The sequence below is a fragment of the Leifsonia soli genome (genome assembly GCF_013408745.1).
Taxonomy (GTDB): domain Bacteria; phylum Actinomycetota; class Actinomycetes; order Actinomycetales; family Microbacteriaceae; genus Leifsonia; species Leifsonia soli.
The window spans coordinates 2,628,793-2,647,953 of record NZ_JACCBJ010000001.1 but is presented as its reverse complement, the minus strand read 5'-3'; the positions used below and the strand labels follow the sequence as shown (position 1 = coordinate 2,647,953).

General features: G+C 71.1%; 25 protein-coding genes and 1 pseudogene. 17 read left to right on the top strand and 9 right to left on the bottom strand.

All coding sequences use genetic code 11. The features are described 5' to 3' along the window. Window positions 1-46 precede the first annotated feature (46 nt). Window positions 47-1,390 carry a low temperature requirement protein A gene (locus tag BJ963_RS12825; RefSeq protein ID WP_179457074.1) on the top strand — a complete coding sequence of 448 codons (1,344 nt, stop codon included), beginning with the start codon at window positions 47-49 and terminating at the stop codon, window positions 1,388-1,390. Here BJ963_RS12825 and BJ963_RS12820 read toward each other — a convergent pair. From BJ963_RS12820 to BJ963_RS12805, 4 genes are all read right to left on the bottom strand, one after another. After that, a complete protein-coding gene (locus BJ963_RS12820) occupies window positions 1,362-2,390 on the bottom strand; it encodes a TerC/Alx family metal homeostasis membrane protein (RefSeq protein WP_179457073.1) in 1,029 nt (342 codons plus the stop codon). The two genes, BJ963_RS12825 and BJ963_RS12820, sit on opposite strands and share 29 nt — an antisense overlap. 157 nt (window positions 2,391-2,547) lie before the next feature. Continuing rightward, window positions 2,548-2,904, bottom strand: coding sequence for a hypothetical protein (locus BJ963_RS12815; RefSeq protein ID WP_179457072.1), 357 nt, complete (start codon window positions 2,902-2,904; stop codon window positions 2,548-2,550). After that, the gene (locus tag BJ963_RS12810) at window positions 2,901-3,497 is read right to left on the bottom strand and encodes an Asp23/Gls24 family envelope stress response protein (protein ID WP_179457071.1); all 597 of its coding nucleotides are present in this window, start codon (window positions 3,495-3,497) and stop codon (window positions 2,901-2,903) included. The genes BJ963_RS12815 and BJ963_RS12810 overlap by 4 nt, the downstream gene beginning before the upstream one ends. After that, complete coding sequence (locus BJ963_RS12805) at window positions 3,494-4,057, bottom strand: sigma-70 family RNA polymerase sigma factor (protein WP_179457070.1); 564 nt, start codon at window positions 4,055-4,057, stop codon at window positions 3,494-3,496. Before BJ963_RS12805 ends, BJ963_RS12810 begins: the two co-directional genes overlap by 4 nt. 190 nt (window positions 4,058-4,247) lie before the next feature. Between BJ963_RS12805 and BJ963_RS12800 the strand changes: the two genes are divergently transcribed. The 6 genes from BJ963_RS12800 to BJ963_RS12775 are packed head-to-tail and all read left to right on the top strand — an operon-like array spanning window position 4,248 to window position 6,575. Continuing rightward, complete coding sequence (locus BJ963_RS12800) at window positions 4,248-4,661, top strand: Asp23/Gls24 family envelope stress response protein (RefSeq protein WP_179457069.1); 414 nt, start codon at window positions 4,248-4,250, stop codon at window positions 4,659-4,661. Continuing rightward, a complete protein-coding gene (locus BJ963_RS12795; protein WP_089907326.1) occupies window positions 4,658-4,849 on the top strand; it encodes a hypothetical protein in 192 nt (63 codons plus the stop codon). The genes BJ963_RS12800 and BJ963_RS12795 overlap by 4 nt, the downstream gene beginning before the upstream one ends. Continuing rightward, the gene (locus tag BJ963_RS12790; RefSeq protein WP_179457068.1) at window positions 4,846-5,163 is read left to right on the top strand and encodes a hypothetical protein; all 318 of its coding nucleotides are present in this window, start codon (window positions 4,846-4,848) and stop codon (window positions 5,161-5,163) included. Before BJ963_RS12795 ends, BJ963_RS12790 begins: the two co-directional genes overlap by 4 nt. Beyond that, complete coding sequence (locus BJ963_RS12785) at window positions 5,160-5,732, top strand: hypothetical protein (protein ID WP_179457067.1); 573 nt, start codon at window positions 5,160-5,162, stop codon at window positions 5,730-5,732. Before BJ963_RS12790 ends, BJ963_RS12785 begins: the two co-directional genes overlap by 4 nt. After that, entirely contained in the window at window positions 5,729-6,358 is a 630-nt protein-coding gene (locus tag BJ963_RS12780; RefSeq protein WP_179457066.1) for a hypothetical protein, read from the top strand. The genes BJ963_RS12785 and BJ963_RS12780 overlap by 4 nt, the downstream gene beginning before the upstream one ends. A 46-nt stretch (window positions 6,359-6,404) precedes the next feature. Further along, complete coding sequence (locus BJ963_RS12775) at window positions 6,405-6,575, top strand: CsbD family protein (RefSeq protein ID WP_089907333.1); 171 nt, start codon at window positions 6,405-6,407, stop codon at window positions 6,573-6,575. A gap of 78 nt (window positions 6,576-6,653) precedes the next feature. On the opposite strand, the gene BJ963_RS12770 is transcribed toward BJ963_RS12775, so the two are convergent. Further along, a complete protein-coding gene (locus BJ963_RS12770; protein WP_179457065.1) occupies window positions 6,654-7,376 on the bottom strand; it encodes an SDR family NAD(P)-dependent oxidoreductase in 723 nt (240 codons plus the stop codon). Window positions 7,377-7,451: 75 nt separating this feature from the next. Then, window positions 7,452-8,183 (bottom strand): alpha/beta fold hydrolase, encoded by a 732-nt coding sequence (locus BJ963_RS12765; protein WP_179457064.1) that lies wholly within the window; start codon window positions 8,181-8,183, stop codon window positions 7,452-7,454. 155 nt (window positions 8,184-8,338) lie between these two features. Between BJ963_RS12765 and BJ963_RS12760 the strand changes: the two genes are divergently transcribed. The 10 genes from BJ963_RS12760 (at window position 8,339) to ykgO (ending at window position 15,666) form a co-directional block, all read left to right on the top strand. Beyond that, window positions 8,339-9,979 (top strand): helix-turn-helix transcriptional regulator, encoded by a 1,641-nt coding sequence (locus BJ963_RS12760; RefSeq protein WP_179457063.1) that lies wholly within the window; start codon window positions 8,339-8,341, stop codon window positions 9,977-9,979. Between the two features lie 89 nt (window positions 9,980-10,068). Continuing rightward, window positions 10,069-10,971: an FAD-binding oxidoreductase gene (locus BJ963_RS12755; RefSeq protein ID WP_246298055.1), complete on the top strand. Its 903-nt coding sequence runs from the start codon at window positions 10,069-10,071 to the stop codon at window positions 10,969-10,971. A gap of 163 nt (window positions 10,972-11,134) precedes the next feature. After that, a complete protein-coding gene (locus BJ963_RS19190) occupies window positions 11,135-11,446 on the top strand; it encodes a BBE domain-containing protein (RefSeq protein ID WP_343037275.1) in 312 nt (103 codons plus the stop codon). Next, on the top strand, window positions 11,443-12,036 hold the full coding sequence (locus BJ963_RS12750) for a dihydrofolate reductase family protein (RefSeq protein WP_179457062.1): 594 nt from the start codon (window positions 11,443-11,445) through the stop codon (window positions 12,034-12,036). The genes BJ963_RS19190 and BJ963_RS12750 overlap by 4 nt, the downstream gene beginning before the upstream one ends. Continuing rightward, complete coding sequence (locus tag BJ963_RS12745; protein ID WP_179457061.1) at window positions 12,033-12,953, top strand: NAD-dependent epimerase/dehydratase family protein; 921 nt, start codon at window positions 12,033-12,035, stop codon at window positions 12,951-12,953. Before BJ963_RS12750 ends, BJ963_RS12745 begins: the two co-directional genes overlap by 4 nt. A gap of 41 nt (window positions 12,954-12,994) precedes the next feature. Beyond that, entirely contained in the window at window positions 12,995-13,336 is a 342-nt protein-coding gene (locus tag BJ963_RS12740; protein ID WP_179458134.1) for an antibiotic biosynthesis monooxygenase, read from the top strand. Window positions 13,337-13,354: 18 nt separating this feature from the next. After that, window positions 13,355-13,954 (top strand): TetR family transcriptional regulator, encoded by a 600-nt coding sequence (locus BJ963_RS12735; protein WP_179457060.1) that lies wholly within the window; start codon window positions 13,355-13,357, stop codon window positions 13,952-13,954. Next, window positions 13,951-14,373, top strand: a complete 423-nt coding sequence (locus BJ963_RS12730; RefSeq protein WP_179457059.1) for a hypothetical protein — start codon at window positions 13,951-13,953, stop codon at window positions 14,371-14,373. Before BJ963_RS12735 ends, BJ963_RS12730 begins: the two co-directional genes overlap by 4 nt. 22 nt (window positions 14,374-14,395) lie before the next feature. Next, a complete protein-coding gene (locus BJ963_RS12725) occupies window positions 14,396-15,337 on the top strand; it encodes a helix-turn-helix domain-containing protein (RefSeq protein ID WP_179457058.1) in 942 nt (313 codons plus the stop codon). A 206-nt stretch (window positions 15,338-15,543) separates the two neighbouring features. Further along, window positions 15,544-15,666, top strand: coding sequence for a type B 50S ribosomal protein L36 (ykgO, locus tag BJ963_RS12720; RefSeq protein ID WP_089907341.1), 123 nt, complete (start codon window positions 15,544-15,546; stop codon window positions 15,664-15,666). A gap of 71 nt (window positions 15,667-15,737) precedes the next feature. Here the strand turns inward: ykgO and BJ963_RS12715 are convergent, their stop codons facing one another. The 3 genes and pseudogenes from BJ963_RS12715 to BJ963_RS12705 all read right to left on the bottom strand — a co-directional run bounded on the left by BJ963_RS12715 (window position 15,738) and on the right by BJ963_RS12705 (window position 19,099). Beyond that, on the bottom strand, window positions 15,738-16,148 hold the full coding sequence (locus tag BJ963_RS12715) for a sigma-70 family RNA polymerase sigma factor family protein (RefSeq protein WP_179457057.1): 411 nt from the start codon (window positions 16,146-16,148) through the stop codon (window positions 15,738-15,740). Continuing rightward, window positions 16,102-17,751, bottom strand: coding sequence for a cytochrome bc1 complex cytochrome b subunit (qcrB, locus tag BJ963_RS12710; RefSeq protein ID WP_179457056.1), 1,650 nt, complete (start codon window positions 17,749-17,751; stop codon window positions 16,102-16,104). Before qcrB ends, BJ963_RS12715 begins: the two co-directional genes overlap by 47 nt. Further along, a pseudogene (locus BJ963_RS12705) lies at window positions 17,751-19,099 on the bottom strand (NAD(P)/FAD-dependent oxidoreductase). The gene qcrB and the pseudogene BJ963_RS12705 overlap by 1 nt, the downstream one beginning before the upstream one ends. Between the last annotated feature and the right edge of the window lie 62 nt (window positions 19,100-19,161).

Sequence of the window (19,161 nt, the reverse complement as noted above, 5' to 3'; positions counted from 1 at the left end):
ACCCTCCGTCGCGCCACATGGGCCAGACTCTGACGAGGGAGGCCTCGTGGGCGGCGAATCGGACTTCACGGACCAGTTGCGGCTGGAACTGCGGCATCGCATCCGGCCGATGCCCGGCAGGAACCCGAAGGAGCGCGGGCGCACCACGACCCCGCTCGAGCTGCTGTACGACCTGACCTACGTCGTCGCCTTCGCCGCCGCGTCGGATCAGCTGGCCGAGCAGCTCGCCCACGGCGACGTCTGGCCGGCGCTCGGCGCCTACGTGTTCGCGGTGTGGGCGGTCAGCTGGGCCTGGCTCAACTTCACCTGGTTCTCGTCGGCCTACGGCAACGACGATGTGCTCATCCGCTTGGCGACCATCGTCCAGATGATCGGGGTGATCGTGCTCACGTACGGGCTCCCGGTCAGCTTCGAGGCCGCCGCGCACGGCGAGAGCCCGAACAACCTGCTCATGGTGATCGGGTACATCATCATGCGCGTGCCGTTGATCGTGCTGTGGCTGCGGGCGGCGCGCTCCGATCCCGGCCATCGGCCGAACGCGCTCTCGTACGTGGTCATCATCTCGGTGGCGCAGGTCGGCTGGCTGCTGACGGCGATCGTTCCGATGCCCGCCGAGGTGACGGTGGTCGCCATCGTGGTGCTCGCGCTCGCCGAGATGGTGGCTCCCCTCGTGGCGACCCGGATCTTCGGCTTCTCGCCCTGGAACCCGGGCCACCTCGCCGAGCGCTTCGCGCTGCTGACGCTGATCACCATCGGCGAGGTCATCGCCGCGACGACCGCCGCCGTCGGCGCGCTGACCCAGGAGGCGGGCTGGTCGGTCGAGGCCGTGCTGATCGCCTCCTCCGGCCTGGTGATGGCCGCCGCCGTGTGGTGGAGCTACTTCCTGGTGCCGTCGCGGCTGGTGCTGGAGCGGCGGCCGGAGCGGGCGTTCGGGTGGCGGTACGCCCATCTCGCGCTGTTCGGGACGATCGCCGCGATCGGCGCCGGCCTGCACCTGACCACCATCGCCGTCGTGAACGGAGGCGTCTCGCTGCTCGGGGTCGCCATCGCCCTGACCGTGCCGCTGGCCGCCACGATCGTGCTGATCTTCCTGATCTGGAGCGTGCTGCTGCGCTCGTTCGACCTCACGCACCTGCCGCTGCTGCTGATCACGCTCGCGCCGCTGGCCGCCGCCGTCGCGGTCGGCGCCGCGTCGCATCCCGGTCAGCCCATCGACCTGGAGCAGCCGGGGCAGCTCACCACCCTGAGCGTCGTGATCGGGCTGGTCGCGCTCGGAGCCGTCATCGAGGTGGTCGGACACGAGCTCGTGGGGTTCAGCCACACGCTGCGGGCGTGGCGGAACGACACATCCGCCGCCCCGCTCACCGCTGCGGACGCGCGTCCGGACTGAGCTCCGGCTCGTCCTGGCCCTCGCTCCCCTCGGCAGCCCGATCGCCGCGAGTCTTGAGGAGGCTGGCGGCCGCGGCGACGGCGATCGTCGTTCCGATGAACAGCAGCGACAGCCAGGTCGGGATCTCGGGGATCCACTCGACCGGGTGCCCGCCGTTGATGAACGGGAGCTCGTTGACGTGCAGCGCGTGGAAGACGAGCTTGACCCCGATGAAGCCGAGGATGACCGCGAGACCCTGCGACAGGTAGACCAGCCGCTCGAGGAGCCCGCCGATGAGGAAGTACAGCTGGCGGAGCCCCATCAGGGCGAAAGCGTTGGCGGTGAAGACGATGTAGGCCTCGCTGGTGAGCCCGTAGATCGCGGGGATGGAGTCGACGGCGAAGATCACGTCGATGAGGCTGATCGCGATGATGGTCAGCAGCATCGGGGTGACGAAGCGGCGTCCGTCCTTCTTCACCGTCAGCCGGTCGCGGTTGTACTCGTCGGTGACGGGCAGGTGCCGTCGGATGAACCGCATGACCCGGTTGTTCGTCGGGTCGGAGTCGTGGGAGCCGAACGCCTGCCGCCACGCCAGGACGAGCAGGAGAGCGCCGAAGAGATAGAACACCCACGAGTAGTTCTCGATGAGGCCCGCGCCGACGGCGATGAACGCGCCGCGGAGGATGAGGGCGATGATGATGCCGATCATCAGCACCTTCTGCTGGTACGCCTTGGGCACGGCGAACGCCGACATCAGCAGCAGGAAGACGAACAGGTTGTCGACCGAGAGCACCTTCTCGGTGAGGTAGCCGGCGAAGTACTCGCCGCCGTAGGTCCAGCCGGACACCATGCCGATCCCGACGCCGAACAGCAGCGCGAGTCCGATGTAGAAGGCGGACCAGCGGGCCGATTCGCCGATGGTCGGCTCGTGCGGCTTCCGCACGTGCGCGAAGAACTCGTAGACGAAGAATGCGATCGTGACGGCGATCGTGATGATCCAGATGAGCGGGGTGACCTGCACCGGGACTCCAAGGGGTAGGCGGAACGTCTCGCCAAGGTCTCCTCCGCCCCGACCGGATCGACGACCTCGGTTCGGGACCAGCGGCCCGGGATGCGATGGCGCATCCGTAATGACGGGCTCACTGCCGGCGGGAGTACTCCCCTTGTTGTCCTCGATCCTAGCGGCGACCGGGCTGGGGAAGTGCTGGCAAATCGGTGTCAACCGTCTCGATCGACGCCGCCGTGACCTCGATCACGGCGTCCGGGATGCCCGCGACGGCCGACCACGCGCGCGCCGCCGTGTACACGTCGCGGCAGACCGCGGCCGCTGGCCGCTCCGTGCCGACCCCGATCCGGATCGCGATGCGGTCGGGGGCGACGGCGATGTCGTCCGCGGGGGCGCCTCCGACCGCTGCGGCCACCGCTCCGGTGACCCGGCCGACCAGGCCGGCGGCGGGGTAGAGGCGGGCCACCCCGGGCACTCCGCCGATCAGGGCAGCGAGCTCGGCGGCGGGTGAGGCGTCCGTCGCGCTCATGCGGGTCCTCCGTCCTGGGCGCGTCCGGCGCGCACATCCGTCACCGTCACATCCACCGACGCGACATTCAGTTCGGCGTGGGCAGCGAGCTCCGCCGCGACCGCGGCACGCACCTCGGCGGCGACGGCCTCGAGCGGGTCGCCGTACCGGACGGAGATCTCGACGTGCACCGCGACCGGCGATCCGAGCGTCTCGAGGTCGCCGTCGAGCCGGCAGCGGCCCACGATCACGCCATCGATGCCGTCGCCGACGCCGCGCACCAGCGCCCGTACGGCGCCTTCCGTCAGCGCCAGGTCGGCGGTCTCGTCGGGGTGCGAGAGGGGAACGCGCCGGCCGGATTGCACATCCAGCCGGATGCCGTCGAGGATGCGGCTCACCCATCCGTCGTCGGTCGGGGAGCGCTCGGCCTCGACCTCCATCAGCTCCATCGTCGTGCGGCTGAGTCGTTCGAGGGAGGCCAGCGCGGCGCGGCACTCCGGGGAGCCGTCGATCGAGGGGTCCGCGGGTGTCCGGCCGCGGGCCAGATAGTCGCTCAGCTCGTCGAGCGTGTGCCCGTCGATGAGTTCGTCGCCGCGGAGGTACGGGTCGGTCATCGCCAGTCCTCCATCGCCTCGAGCAGTCGTCTTCTTCCGCGAGCGAGCTGGCCGCGGACGGTCGATACCGGGATGTCGAGCTCCTGCGCGATCTCGTCGTAACTGTACTGTCCCACTTCGCGGAGCACCCAGCATCTCCTCTGCAGCTCGGGCAGCGCGTCCAGGGCGCGGCCGAGGGCTTCGTTCGCGGTGCGGACCTCCGTCACGTGCTCCGGACCGGCGGCCGCGGGCGCCGGAGCGTCCAGCTCGGTCACGTCGTCGTGCTCGTGCCGCGCGCGGATGCGGTCGATGCAGCGGCGGCTCAGGATGCGCATGAGCCACGACTTGACGGCCGCCCCCTCCTGCAGCTCCCCGAGCCGGCGCCATGCCGTGACGAAGGTCTCCTGCACCACGTCGTCCGATTCGTAGGTCGACCCGAGCATGCGCGCTGCGTACGCCCGCATCAAAGGTCCGTGGCGGCGGACGAGCACCTCGAAGGCGACCGTGTCGCCGTCCGCAGCGCGGCCCGCGAGCGTGTCGTCACCGGCGTCGAGGAGGTCGTGCAGGCTTGTCCGCGTCACCCTGCCCCCTTCCGCGACTCGGTCCACCCCTTGAGTGTAGGCCGGGTTCTGCTAGAACGGGTAGTAACTAGCCAGGCGAGACGATTGAGCGATTTCTCAGCTTCTCGGCGTGACGAACGGCGCCGCCGCTCCGTCACAGGAGTGCGACCCACACGAATGGGCCGCACGAAACGGATCGGAAGGACAGGACATGGCAACCACCACATCCACCACCGCGGTTCCGGCGGAGCCCACCACCGGCAAGACCGTGATCAGCGACGCCGTCGTGGCGAAGGTCGCCGGCATCGCGGCGCGCGAGGTCCCCGGCGTCCACGCGCTCGGAGGCGGAGCGGCCCGTGCCCTCGGCGCTCTGCGCGAGGCGATCAACGCGACCGACCACGGCCAGGGCATCAGCGTCGAGGTCGGGGAGAAGCAGGTCGCCGCGGACGTGACCATCGTCGCCGAGTACCCGGTGTCGCTGCAGAAGGTCGCCGCCGATGTGCGCGCCGCGATCGTCCAGGCGATCGAGCGGATCGTCGGGCTGGAGGTCACCGAGGTCAACGTGACCATCAACGACGTGCACCTGCCGAGCGACGACGACGATCAGGAAGCCCGGGTCCAGTGACCGCCGCCCGCTTCGGCGCCCTCATCGGAGGCGGCCTGGCCGTCGTCTGGGCGGCGTTCGGCTTCTGGGTCTTCGTCGGCGTGGCCGCTGCCGCGCTGGTCGGGTACCTGGTGGCGCGCGTCCTCGGCGGCGAGGTCGACCTGGCCCGCCTGGCCGACGCCCTGCGCGGCCGGCGCTCGTCGTCATGACCGCCGGGCGCGACCGGTTCGAGCGGATCGCCCTCGAGCACCTCGCCCGTGCGGTCGCCGCCGACGCTCTCGGGGTCGGCGCGACCGACATCTCGGCCCGCGTGCGCGACGAATCCGGTGCGCTGGCCGTCCGGCTCACGACACCGGTCGCGGTGCGGTCGCTCCGGTCGGGGGCCGGTGAGCCCTTGGCCGCCCGGCTGACCGACGCCGGCGCCCGCATCCGGGAGCGCCTCGCAGAGCTCACCGGTCTCGAGGTGGCCCGCGTCGACCTCCGGGCGACCGGGGCCGTCATCACGGAGAGGAGAGTGCGATGAACCGGCTGGAGGCGCGCATCGTGCGCCGCGAGACCCACTCCCCGCGCACGGTCGCCGCCGCGGTCGTCGCCGTCGTCCTCGTCGCCGCCGTCGCGTGGCTGGCGACCGAGGGCGTGCTCCATCTGCTCGGGCTGCGCCCGCTGCTGCTGGCCCCGCGTGCACAGCTCGCCGCTGTCGCCGCGGCGCCGTCCGCAGGGGCGCCCCTACTGGTCGCCGTCGCGATCGTCGCCGGTGTGGCCGGGGTGATCCTCCTCGCGCTGGCGCTGCTCCCCGGACGCCGTGCCCGCCGGGTGGTCCTCGGCGACCGCGCGGCCGTCGTCGCCGACGACGAGATGCTCGCCTCCGCCCTCGCCCGGCGCGCCTCCCGCGCCGCGGCGGTGTCGCCCGACTCGGTGACCGTCAGCCTCGGACGCCGTACCGGGGTGGTGCGCATCGTGCCCGTCAGCGGGATGCGCGTGGACCGCGACGAGGTGCGGACCGCCGTCTCGGACGAGTTCGCCCTCGCACGCACGACAGGTCCCATGCGGTTCAGCATCCTCGTCTCCCCCACAGGAAAGGTCGGATCGTGAACGACACCAACCGCGTCATCAACCGGCTGCTGCTCGCCGTCACCGGACTCATCGCGCTCGCCGCCGCGGCGCTCGCCGTGGCCCTCCTCCTCGTCCCCGACGCGGGACGGATCTGGCGCGGCGTCGGCCGCTCCGCGACGACGACGGCCGACGCCGCCTTCGGGCAGCCGCTGTGGCCCGGCACGACGATCAGCCTCGCCGCGCTCGTCGCCCTCGTCGTGGCCGCCTTCTTCGTGGTGCTGCTGATCGCCCTGATCCTCCGGGCAGGTCACGGCTCGACCTCCACGGTCCTCACCCTGCAGACGCCGGACGGCTCCGTCGAGCTCGACACGGCGGTCCCCGCGACCCTGCTCTCCGAGCAGCTGAAGCCCGTGCCGGGCGTCGCCGGGGTGGCGGTGAGCGCCTACCGGGTGCGGCGCACGCCGGCGCTGAAGGTGACGGTCCGCTGCCGCCGCGGCGCATCCCCGCGCGAGGTGACGGACGCGGTGGATGAAGCGGTGACGCTCCTCGACGCCGCCCTCGGCACAACGCTTCCCGTCTTCGCCCAGCTGGTCGGCGGCTTCCGCTCCCGGCTCCAGGCGGCGACGCGGGTCGACACGTCCACGAGCGCCGCCCGGCCCTCGTGAGGCACCCGAAACACCCCATCCCAACACAAGAAGGAAGGAGACAGCCATGAGTGCTGCCGACAAGATCAAGAACACCGCTCAGGAGCTGAAGGGCAAGGCCGAGGAGGCCATCGGCAAGCTCACCGACGACGACAAGAAGGTCGCGGAGGGCAAGGCCGACCAGGCCGCCGCCAAGGCGAAGAACGTCGGCGAGGACATCAAGGACGCCTTCAAGTAAGCCGACGCCGAGCTCGGAGAGCTCGGAAGCGCCGCGGTCGAGTGCCGCGGCGCTTCGTCGTCCCGGCGGCGGTCGCCGTCAGAGGCTGGTGCCGGTGTGCGCCCGCAGCGCCGCGACGACCGCATCCTGGAACGCCAGGTCGGCGACGGCGGGATGCGGTCGCTGCTGTCGCTGGTGGTGCCAATACGCCGAGGTGCGGGTCTCCGGGTCTTCGCCCTCGGCGAGCCAGACCTGCGTGCGGTGACCGAGCTCGAGGTCGTCGGGGGCGTTGCGCCCGCCCATCCGCGTCGGCACCCAGCCGGGGTCGACCGCGTTGCTGAAGACGCCGGCACGGAAGCGGGGGAGCGCGGCCGCGAGGGCGGTCACGATCAGCTTGCTGTCGGAGTACGACGCGGTGCGCGTGCGACCCGCCCAGTCGAGCCCGTCGAGGGTCGCGCGTCCGCCGCGATGCATCCCGCTGCTGAGGAACACGTACCGTTCGGCGGGGACCAGGGCCGTCAGCAGGTAGGGCGCGACCACGTTGACCGGGAGGAGGGCGGGGCCGTCGATCACGCCGGCGTTGTGGATCACCGCATCCACCCCTCCGGCGTCCGCCACGTCGCCGGCGAGCGCCCGCACCTGCTCCTCGTCGGAGAGCTCCGCGCTCAGGATGATCCCGTCATCGCCGAGCGCCTCCCGCAGCGCTCCCGCCCTGTCCACGCTGCGGACGTGGCCGACCACGGTGTGCCCGTGCTCGGCCAGCTCCCGCGCGGCACCGAAGCCCAGTCCGCTCCCCGCGCCGGTCACCAGAACTCTCGCCATCTCGCGCCTCCTCGTCCTCCCCTACGCTACGACCGCGCGCGGGGAGTCGGGGCGTTCTGACAGGGCGCCCCTGGCTCAGGCGGCGAGCGCGCTCACCGCACGGACGGCGTCCACGATCGTCTCGGCCACCGCATCCGGCTGCGAGACCGGAAGGGCGTGCGAACCACCCGCGACCTCGCGGACCCCGCGGGCCTTCGCGCGTTCAGCGCCGGCCCGGTGCTCGGCGACGGGGATGTTGAGGTCGGCGTCGCCGAACACGCACCATGCGGGCGTCGTCGCCCAGGCCGGCGTGCTGGTCGGGAGCGCCTCCGTGAGTGCCGCCTGCGTCACGGGACGCTGCGTCGCCGCCATCAGACCGGCCGTGCGCTCGTCCACGTCGGCGGCGAACTGGTGGTGGAAGGCGTCCGGGCGGATGACGAGGTCGGCCCCGCCCGACGATAGCGGATGCGCGTCGAGGGCGTCCCCCAGGGTGCTGCCCGGGAACTCCGACGACAGGTCGAACGCGGTCTGGTCGTGCTCCGGGACGAACGCATTGACGTAGACCAGGGCGACGACGCGGTCGTTCGCGGATCCGGCCTCCGAGATGACGAGGCCGCCGTAGGAGTGCCCGACGAGGACGACCGGGCCCTCGACCGCGGCGATCACGTCGCGGAGGTAGGCGGCGTCGCCGGTCAGGCTGCGCAGCGGGTTCGCTGCCGCGACGACGGGGATCGACTGCCGGTGCAGGCGCTCGATGACGCCGTTCCAGCTGGAGGCGTCAGCGAATGCGCCGTGCACGAGGACGACGGTGGGTGTCTGGTCTGTCATGGTGATGTCCTTCTGTTCGGGTGCGCCATGCCGACGCACGTCAGCTAGGACCGGCGGGCGCGGTCTCGCGTGACAGGCCGGCGATCGTGGGCGATGCGCCGGGGCGTCATTACGATGAAGTCGACGCCCCCTTTTCCGCCGACCCTGGAGCCGCCATGAGCACGTTCTCGGACGAGTCCGCGCGCTCGTTCTCCGCGGGCGCCGACCCGGAGCCCGAGGGTGCCGACGACATCCGGCTGACGTTCGACCGGGATGTGCTCCGGCAGTTCCAGGATGCGGTGGACGCGGCCGACTACGACACGGCGACCGCCGTGGTCCGGGACCACTGGTTCGACGTCGTCATCGGGATCCGGCAGGGGTTCGCGCAGGTCGCCGAGCGGATACCGGCGTCCGAGCTGCACACGCGTCCGCTGCTCATGATGATGCTCGGCATCGCCTACAACCTCCAGCCGCATCGCCGGATGAAGGGGCTGCGGTACTTCGTCGGGGCCGCTCGCGCCGCTCGGCAGGGCGTCGACCGGATGGGGCCCGTCGACCGCGCGCTCATCCTCGTCAGCGAAAGCGCCGCGTACCGGCTGATCGGGCGACCGCGACTCGGCGGCGCGGCGGCACGGAAGGCGGTCGCGGCGCTGGACGGGCTGCCGCTGGACCAGCGCGCCTCCGTTCAGGCGCTCTCCCGCATCTACGCGCACGTCGGCACGACCCAGTACTACGCGGGCGAGGTCGAGCTGGCCCTGGAGACCTTCGAGAAAGGTCTGGCCGAGTCTCCGCCCATCGGGTACTCCTCGGGCTTCGCCAACGTCGCGATGGCGGCCGGCATCCACGCGCTCCGGGGCGACATCCACGAGGCGATGGCCTACATCGAGCTGGCCCAGGACGAGCAGTGGACGGCGATGCAGCGCTCCTGGTATCCGGGGACGTTCTACCGCATCGCCGAGGCGGTCGTGGCGCTGGAACGGTTCGACGCCCCGACGGCGCGGGAGCAGCTGGCGGCGATGACCCACGACCGCCGGACCATCGAGCACTGGCGGGCGATCGCCGTCACCGAGGCGTTCGTCGAGCTGGTCGACGGCCGGCCCTCCGCGGGGCTCGCCGGGATGGACGCGTTCGCCGCCCTGCGGGGTGCGGAGGGGCGCGGGGCGGCAGCCCGCCGCGAGCTCGCGCCGTCCCGGGCGCTGCTGCACATCGCGCTCGGCGACCTCACGACCGCGACGGCCGTGCTCCGTCAGCTCGAGTCCGGCAGTGTGCACCGTCACGTCGGGCAGGCGCGTGTCGAACTGGCGCTCGGCCGGACGGGCGCGGCGCTCCAGCAGCTGCGCCGGGTCGCCGGAGAGCCGATGGACTCCCGCGTGCGCGCGGAGGCGCTGTCGCTGGAGTCCGCCGCACTCCTCCGATTCGCCGGCGGTCCCCGCCGGAGAACGGCCGTGGAGGAATTGGGGGAGCTGCTGCGCGCGAGCGGTCAACGGCTCGCCGTCGCACTCGTGCCCGTCGACGACTTCCCCGGCCTCGTCGATGCGCTCGCGGGAGCGGGCTTCGGCGACGTGCTCGAGCGGGTTCCCGCTCGGTCCCTGCTGCTGCCGCGGCCCGAAGGCGAGCCGCTCAGCCCGCGCGAGCTCGCTGTGCTCGAGGTCTACCTGCGGACCTCCCGCGTCCCCGAGGTCGCGCAGGAGCTGGGGGTCTCCGTGAACACGGTGAAGTCGCAGATCCGCAGCATCTACCGGAAGCTGGACGTGTCGAACCGCGATGAGGCGATCGCCGTCGCGCTCGACCGGCACCTGGTGCGACCGCAGGACTGACGTTCGCGGCAGCCCGACCGCAGCACGGGCGAAGCACGATGCTCGATTCGTTCAAGAGTTGATCCGGGCGGCATCCCTACGGTCGAACCATGACCGGAATCGAGCGATTGCGCGAACTCCTCGACGGGGACGTCCTCGCGGGGGACTCGCCCGGCTACGACCGAGCACGCCGTCCGGAGAACCGTGCGTTCCGGGACACGCGCCCTGCTCTGGTCGTGCTGTGCCGGTCGGAGGAGGATGTCGTTCGGGCGATCGCATACGCGCGCTCGACCGGACTCCGCCTGGTGCCGAGGGGAGGCGGTCACTGCTTCGCGGGGCGGTCCTCTACCGAGGGGATCGTCGTCGATCTGTCGGCCCTGAACGAGGTTGCCGTCCACCCGGACGGAACGGCCGTGATCGGCGCCGGTGCTCGTCTCGGAGCCGTCTACCTCGCCCTGCACCTGCAGGGGCGCACGCTGCCCGCGGGATGCGGTCCGAGCGTCGGAATAGCCGGCTTGACGCTCGGAGGTGGGATCGGACTGCTCGGCCGTGCCTGCGGGCTGACCTGCGATCGGCTCCTCGGCGCACGTGTCGTCCTCGCGGACGGCTCCGTGGTCGACTGCGATGCGCAGAACGAACCGGAACTGTTCTGGGCGCTGCGCGGTGCCGGTGGCGGACAGTTCGGCGTCGTCACGTCCCTCCGCTTCTCCACCCTCCCGGAACCCGCAGCGTGCCGGATCGAGGCGCACTGGCGCGATATCGACCCGCGCGCAGTTCTCACCGCGTGGCAGTCGTGGGCTCCCGACGCACCGGACGAGCTCACCCTGAATGCGACGGTCGAGGGGCGCCCGGGTGGCTCCGGCCTGCGCGTCCACATCGACGGAGCGTCCACGTTGTCCGAGAGCCGCACGCGTGAACTCCTGCACGAGTTCGCGAGCCGCGCGGGCCGGCCCACGCTGCTGGCGGTGAGCGAGCCGGTGCCCTATTCAGCCCTGAAGGACGCTGTCAGATAACGCGAGGTCGTCGAGCGCGGAAAGCGTCCGCATCCGCTCCGAGTTCTTCGACCGTCCGATCGACGACGTCGCCGTCTCCGCGCTCGTGTCGTGCCTCGAGACGGGTGAGGGCTCACGTAACCGGCGCCTGACGTTCACCGCACTCGCCGGTGCGTACAACCGCGTGGGCACGACCGCGACCGCGTTCGCCCACCGCGGGCAACGATTCCTGCTCGAGCACGCCGGAACCCCGGACGACGCCTGGATCGATGCGTCGTGGGAACTCGCACACGATCATGCCTCCGGCCGCGTCTACCCGAACTTCCCGGATCCGGCGCTCGAGGATCCGCTTCGCGCCTACCACGGCGCGAACGGTCCCCGGCTGTCCGCCGTGAAGCAGCGCTACGACCCGCGCCGGTTCTTCGATTTCCCGCAGGCGGTTCCGCCCGTGGGTGCAGAACGCCCAACCGAAAACACGAAAGAGGTTCACACATGAGCAAAGTCATCTGCGGCCTGGCCGTCTCCGTCGACGGCTACATCACCGGCCGCGAACCAGGACCGGGCCACGGGCTCGGCGACGGCGGCGCCCTGTTCGACTGGTACGGCAGCGGCGACGTGCCCAGCCGGGTGTTCGACGGTTTCCGGCTGACGGAGCCGAGCGCACGCATCTTCGACGAGCTGGCGTCCCGCGTTGGCGCAACGCTCGCCGGCCACACCACCTACACCGACTCCAACCGCTTCGCAGAGGGGGCACCGCATCCCACCGCGCCGCTCGTCGTCCTCAGTCGCTCGGACTTTCCGCCGGCCAACCCACGGCAGACCATCGTCAGCACCGGCATCGACGATGCCGTCGATGTCGCGAAGCGCGCGGCAGACGGTAAGGATGTCGGGCTGATGGGCGGAGTGCTGGTGACGGAGGCGCTCGCCGCCGGCCTGGTCGACGAACTGATTCTGCATCAGGTGCCGATCCTGCTCGGCGCCGGACGGCGCTTCTTCCACGACCTGCCGCGGCACATCCGGCTGGGGATCCTTGAGGTCGTCGCGGCACCCGATGTCACGCACCTGCACTACGAGGTGAAGCGATGATCCTCGTCACCGGCGGCCTCGGGATGATCGGAGCACACACCGCCGCCGCCCTCGTCGACCGCGGGCACGACGTCGTCGTCACCGCCCACCGCACAACTGAGGTGCCGTCGATCCTCGATGGACGCGTCACCGTCGAGAACGTGGACATCTCCGACCGGGACGCGTTCCTGGCGCTGGGCGACCGACACGACATCCGGGACATCGTGCATCTCGCCGGCAGCATCCCGGAAGCGGACCCCATCGAGTTCTTCCGGCGCGACACCGCCGGGCTCCTCAACGCCCTCGAAGCCGCCCGCAGCTGGGAGGTGGGCCGGTTCGCCGTTGCGAGCAGCATCAGCGTCTACACCGGTCGCCCCGAAATCCCGTGGACGGAGGATCTCGACCTGCCATCGGCCGATCTTCCGCACGCGATCGTCGCGTTCAAGAAAGCGGTGGAGCCGCTCACGCTGTTCGGCCTCGCGGGGACCGGCGTGCACCCCGTGCTGTTGCGGATCGGGAGCACGTGGGGGCCGCTCATGGACCCGGAGTCGCCCTTCAATCTCATCCCGCCCGCTGTCGGAGCCCTGCGCCGGGGCGAGCAGCCGCCTGCGCTGCATGCCGACGACGGCGGCGACTTCGGCTATGCCCCGGACACCGGTCGCGCGATCGCGCTCCTGATGACTGCCGACGTGCTGGATCACACCGTCTACAACGTCTCCAGCGGGCACCGCTACACCCACCGTGAACTCGCGGAAGCCCTGGACGCCGCGTTCCCCGAGACGCCGGTGCGGTTGCTGGAGGGTCGCTCCACCGAGCCGGGAGGACATCCGTACCTCGATATCTCCCGTCTCCGGGCCGAGACGGGTTTCACGCCGGAGTTCGACGTCGCCGCCGCGGTCGCCGACTACGTGGCCTGGCGCAGCGCCCACAGTCGTTGAATCACCACGATGAGAGAGGGAGGAAGCAGATGGCAACGGTGATGGGGATCGCCCGATTCGTGTTCCACGCGGGTGCCGTCGATGAGTTCACACGACTGTCCAGACAGTGCGTGCAGATCGTCGAGCAGGAGGACACGGGGACGACGCGGTACGAGGTGTACCTCAACGCCGATCGGACGGAGGCGATCGTGATCGAGGAATACGTCGACGCCGCCGCGTTCTTCGATCACCTCGCACACGTCGGACCAGACCTGATGGCGGCCATCTCGAAAACCGGAACGCTCACCGGCGAGGTGCTGGGCAGCCCGAGCGCCGATCTGCGGGAACGGCTGGCGAACGCACCCGTCTCTCTTTTCGCTCCGCACTTGCGCGCAATTACCTGATTAAGTAAATATGGGCAGGTGACTCCTGCGACGCGTCCCTATCGGTCCACCGACGAGCGCCGGCGCGAGATCGTCGACGCGACGATCACGGTGCTGGCCGAGCGCGGCTTCGCCGCCACCTCGTTCGCCCGCATCTGCGAGGACGCCGGCCTCAGCAGCACCCGGATGGTCTCGTACCACTTCGCCGACAAAGCGGCCCTGATGCAGGCGGTGGTCGCGCACGTGGTCGACGGCGCGGCCGCCGTGATGGTGCCGGCGATGGAGGCCGCCAGCACCTGGCGCGACAAGCTCGCGGCGTACATCACCAGCAACCTCCGGTATCTGGCCGACAACCGCCTCGCCGCGCGCGCGGTGATCGAGGTCATCGCGAACGCACCCCGCGCCGACAACGGGCTCCGGGAGGACACTTCGGCGATTCTGCTGTCGGTACTGCTCTCACACGGCCAGGAGGCCGGCGAGTTCCGCGAGTTCGACACCCTCGTGGTCGCGCGCTCGATCCGGGCGACGATCGACGCGTTCGCGACGACGATGCCCGGCTCGCCCTCCGCCACCGCTGCGACGATCGCCGGGATCGTCGACCTCTTCGACCGCGCGACCCGACAAGGAGAACCCGCATGACGTCCGCCGCCGCGCACCCGCTCGAAGTGCGTTCCGCTCTCGCAGCCGTCACTCGGCTCTGGGTGCTGTGCGCCGCCGTGTCCCTGACCGCCCTCGGTGTTGCGGCGATCCTGAGTGCGGTGGACCCCGCCGAGGTGAACTGGGTGGTCTGGCTGCGTGGTGCCGTCGTCGCCGGAGCGAGCATCGTGTTCGTCTTCGTCACCCGGGCCGCCGCACGAGGCAATCGCACGGCCTACACCCGGATGCGGTGGATCTCACTGCTCGCGCCGATCGGAATCGTCGTCATCATCGTGGCGCCGGACACCGGCTATCCGATCTGGATGAAGCTCGAGCAGGCTGCAGTCGGCACGATCATCGCGATCATCGCGGTGTTCCTGAACAGACGGGTCGTGCGCCGGGCGTTCGTCAGGGCTCGCTGACGACGGGGCGGAGAGGGGGAGCATGGAATCGTATGTCGAGCGGCCGCCGATGCCGGCGCTCGCGCGGGTGGTGCGCACGATCTGGATCCACCGCACCGGCGACGCCCCGTACGTCCAGCGTCACCTCCCCACCGGCGGTGTCGAGATCCACGTGCCGCTCGGGGGCCACCCCCGGCTGATGGGGCCGCTGACCGGGCCCCGGCTGGAGGTCATCCCGCCGCGCACCACCATCGTCGGCGCCCGGTTCCTGCCCGCGGGCGCGCCGCCGCTGCCGGTCATGCTCTACGAGTTGGTCGACGAACACGTCGGCCTGTCGGAGGTGTGGGGCGGATCCGCGGAGCGCCTCGGCGAAGCCATGGCGCTGGCCGGCCGTGACGAGCGCGCCGTGGCCGTCCTGGAGGCGTTCCTTCTGAGGGAGTTTCGCTCGGCGGAGCGGATCGACCGGGCCATCCGTGAGGCCGTCTCCGCGCTGATGCCGTGGCGACCCCACGATGTCGGCACCGTCGCGGCGCATGTGGCGCTGTCGGAGAGCCAGCTGCGACGTCGTTCCCTCCACACGGTCGGGCTCAGCCCGAAGGTGCTCCAGCGGACCCTTCGCTTCCAAGGATTCCTGGCGCTGGCACAGGCCGGCGTAGCTGCGAGCGGACGACGCGGAAGCGATGGGATCGCCGGGATCGCCGTCGACGCGGGATACGCCGACCAGGCCCACCTGAACCGGGAATGCCTGCGACTGACTGGTCTCACGCCCAGCCGATTGCTGCACGGCGATGTCGAGCGCTGTGCCTGCGGCCACGACCACTCCGCGTCGTACCTTCCGTTCCTCGCCGGCCGCTCACCGGGGCTCCCCCCAGCGCCCGAGCTTCTCCGGGTCCGCCACGACCCAGAGGTGGTCTACGGCACGGACGACGCCGTCGGGAACCACGACGGCGAAGACCCGTCCGTCACGGGACGCGACGAGCTCTGAGCGCCCGTTCATCGGCCGGACGACTTCCCCGGCCTCGTCGATGCGCTCGCGGGAGAGGGCTTCGGCGAACTGGACGTGTCGAACCGCGATGAGGCGATCGCCGTCGCTCTCGACCGGCACCTGGTGCGACCGCAGGACTGACGTCGGCGAATAAACCCCGCCCCTCCGTTGTTATTGAGAATAGATTTCAACAAGGGAGGTCCGTCATGAAGGTACGCAACTCACTGAGCTCGCTCAAGGCGATGCCCGGCGCCCAGGTGGTGCGCCGCCGGGGCCGCACGTTCATCATCAACAAGAAGAACCCGCGGATGAAGGCCCGCCAGGGCTGAGCATGACGCGGACGAAGGGCGCAGGGTCGAACGACCCTGCGCCCTTCGTCGTCTGAGCCACGTCGCAGGCACTACCCCCAGTGCTGCAGCTTGGCGGGGTCCGCGACGACCCACAGGTGGTCGACGGCGCCGGCGGTTCCGGAGGGCACCGCGACGGCGACCACCTGTCCGCCGCGGGACGCGACGAGGCCGGAGCGCCCGTTCATCGGTCGCGCTTCCAGCCGGAGTGTCGACGGCTCGCCCAGCACGCAGCGCAGCAGCGCGACCGCGCAGGCCGGTCCGGCCGCGACCGGGAGAGCCGCCCCGCCGCCTCCGCGGTCGACCACCAGGTGGACGTCCGGCCCGAGCAGCCGCGCCAGGGCCGCACCGTCGCCGGCGAGGTATGCGTCGCCCAGCAACGCCGTCAGAGCAGTGGCCGCGACGGCAGCCTCCGCGTCACGCCGCGCCCACCCGCGTCTCCTCTGGTTCCGTGATCGCCTCATCCGCTCGTCCTCCGGCGACGGCCTCGTCGCGGGTCTGGGAGTCCACCGGTTCCAGCCTGTCCTCGAAGAACACCCGGGCGAGGGTCGTCCTGAGCCGCTCCGAGAGACGCAGCCGCCCGTCTTCGTCCGGCCGCGCGTCGACCGGGTCCATGGCGGCCGGCCCGGCGAGACGGTACCGCTCGGTCGCATCCACCGCGCCGTGCACCTCCACGTACTCGCCGCCCGGCAGCCGGACGATCCGCCCGGTCTCGTACCCGTGCAGCAGGATGTCGCGGTCGCGCTTCTGCAAAGCCAGACACACCCGTCGCGTGACGAGGAAGGCCGCGACCGGGCCCACCAGGACCAGCACCTGGTAGCCGGCGACCACCGACTCGACCGCGAGGTGGAAGTGCGTGGCCACGAGGTCGGCGCTCCCCGCGCCCCACAGGGCTGCGTAGAAGACGATGGCCGAGACGCCCAGGCCGGTGCGGGTCGGCTCGTTACGCGGGCGGTCGAGGAGGTGGTGATCGCGGTGGTCGCCGGTCACCCACTCCTCGACGAACGGGTACACCGCGATGGCGACCAAGTAGAGTCCGACGACCGCGAGCGGGATGAGGATCGCGAGCGTCCAGGTGCGGCCGAGCCACTCGAACTCCCAGCCGGGCGGGACGAGGCGGAGCGCTCCGTCGAGGAAGCCGGTGTACCAGTCGGGCTGGCTGCCGGCGGAGGCGTCGCCGGGGGAGGAGGGTCCGTACAGCCAGATCGGGCTGATCGTGACCGTGGCGGCGAGGAGGACGATCACTCCGGTCGCGATCGCGAGAAGGCCGCCCGCCCGGGCCGCCAGCTCCGGCAGCACCGGGACCCCGACGATCCGCTCCTCCGTGCGCCCCGGCCCGGCGAACTGCGCCGGCTTCTCGATATACGCGCGTCGAGCCCGCGCCGCGAGCAGCAGCACCAGGAGGGCCGGCACGACCGCGACATGGATGGGGTAGAGGTTCTCGATGATCCGTCCCGGGAACTCGCCGCCGAACAGCAGCGCCGACAGCCAGGTGCCGACCACCGGGATGCCGAGGACGATCCCCTCCACGATCCGCAGCCCGGTGCCGGAGAGCATGTCGTCGGGGAGGGCGTACCCGCTCCACCCGCCGAGGAGGGCGGTGATCAGCAGGCCGAACAGCAGAACCCACAACAACCGGCGGGGGCGGCGGAACGCGCCGGTGAAGAACGACACCGCCAGCTGCAGCAGGATCGCGGCCGGGAGGAGGAGGCCCGCCCAGTGGTGCGCCTGCCGGACGAGCAGGCCGCCCGGCACCTCGAACGTGATCGCGAGGGTCGACTGCAGAGCCTTCGACATCTCGGCGCCGGCGAGCGGTGCGTACGGGCCGTCGTAGGTCACCCGCGTGCCCGACGGCGTGTAGGCGAACATCAGGAGGAAGCCGCTGACGAACAGCACGAGGACGCACGCGAAGGCGATGACCCCGAACATGTTCGTCCAGTGCAGCGGCACCCGACGGGCGCGGAGCTCGTCGCGCAGCGCGGCGGCCCGTCGACCGGCGGCGCTGCCCGAGACGACCCCGGCGAGCCTGGCTGTGACGGAACGCCTCCGCCGGCGATCGACGGGCATCAGGCGGCCCTCCCGGCGAGCTCTCGCGCATCCCGCTCGGGCACCCCACCCCCGACGAACGCCCGTCGCGGGTGCTGCACCGAGAGCAGCGAGACGATGTCGCGCCCGAAGAGCGCGGCGCTCGCCCAGACCAGGAGCACGCGCACCTTGCGCTCCCACGTCGGGATCGCGAGGACGTGATAGCCGCGGTGCATCACCCAGGCGACGAAGCCGGTGATGACGATGCCGCGCCACTGGAAGATGCCGCGGCCGAGGCCCAGCGTCGCGACGACGCCGAGGCTGTGGTGCACGTAGTCCTTCGGCTGCTCCCCGCGCAGGGTCGCGACGATGTTCTTCGCCAGTCGCTTGGCCTGCCGGACGGCATGCTGCGCGTTCGGCACCGTTATCGATCCGTCGATCGGGGATGCCAGGTCCGGCACCGCCGCGTCGTCGCCGGCCGCCCAGGCGTCCGGCACGACCGCCTCCGGTGTCCCCACCCGCAGGTCGGCGCGGACCATGACCGATCCCCGCGCCGTGACCGGCAGGTCGGTGTGGTTCGCGACGACCGGGTTGGCGCCGTTCCCGGCTGTCCACACGATGGTGTGCGCGTCGAACTCCTCACCGGTCGAGAGCACCAGGTGGCCGCCCTCGGCCGAGACGAGCTGCCCCTCCAGATGGATGCGCGCCCCGCGGCGCTCCAGCGCACGCACCACCCAGCGCCCCGGCTCGTCGGTGACCTCGGGGAGGATGCGGTCGCGCGCCTCGATCAGGTGGAACGACAGGTCGGAGAAGGTCAGCTCGGGATACGACTTCAGCAGCGCGGTCGCCAGCGAGAGGTCTCGCCGAAGCCCTCGACGCCCGAGAACCCGCCGCCGACGAAGGCGACCGTGAGCAGGCGGCTGCGCTCCGGTCCCGGTGGCAGCACCGACGCGCGGTCGAAGGCGTCGAGCAGCCGGTCGCGGATCGCGACGGCCTCCTCGACGTGCTTCATGCCGATGGCGTTCTCCGTGATCCCGGGGATGGGGAACGTGCGGGTGACCGCGCCGGCGGTGACCACGATGATGTCGTAGCCGAGCTCGAACGGCTCGCCGTCCTGCGGGAGCACCGAAACCGTCTTCGATGCGTGATCGATCCGGGTCACCGCGGCGTGGATGAGCCGCGCACGCTTCAGGTGGCTGCGGAGGGAGATGGCCGCGTGCCGCGCCTCGATCGACCCCGCTGCGACCTCGGGGAGGAACGGCTGGTACGTCATGTACGGCCGGGGATCGATCACGACGATCTCGGCCTCGTCCCTCCGCAGCCTCTTCTCGAGCTTCCATGCGGTGTAGAAACCGGCGTAACCGCCGCCCACCACGAGGATCCGGCGCATGAGTGCCTCCTGTCCGGCCGATGAATGTGCCTTCACCCGCTATGACCGGACAGCACCCCGAT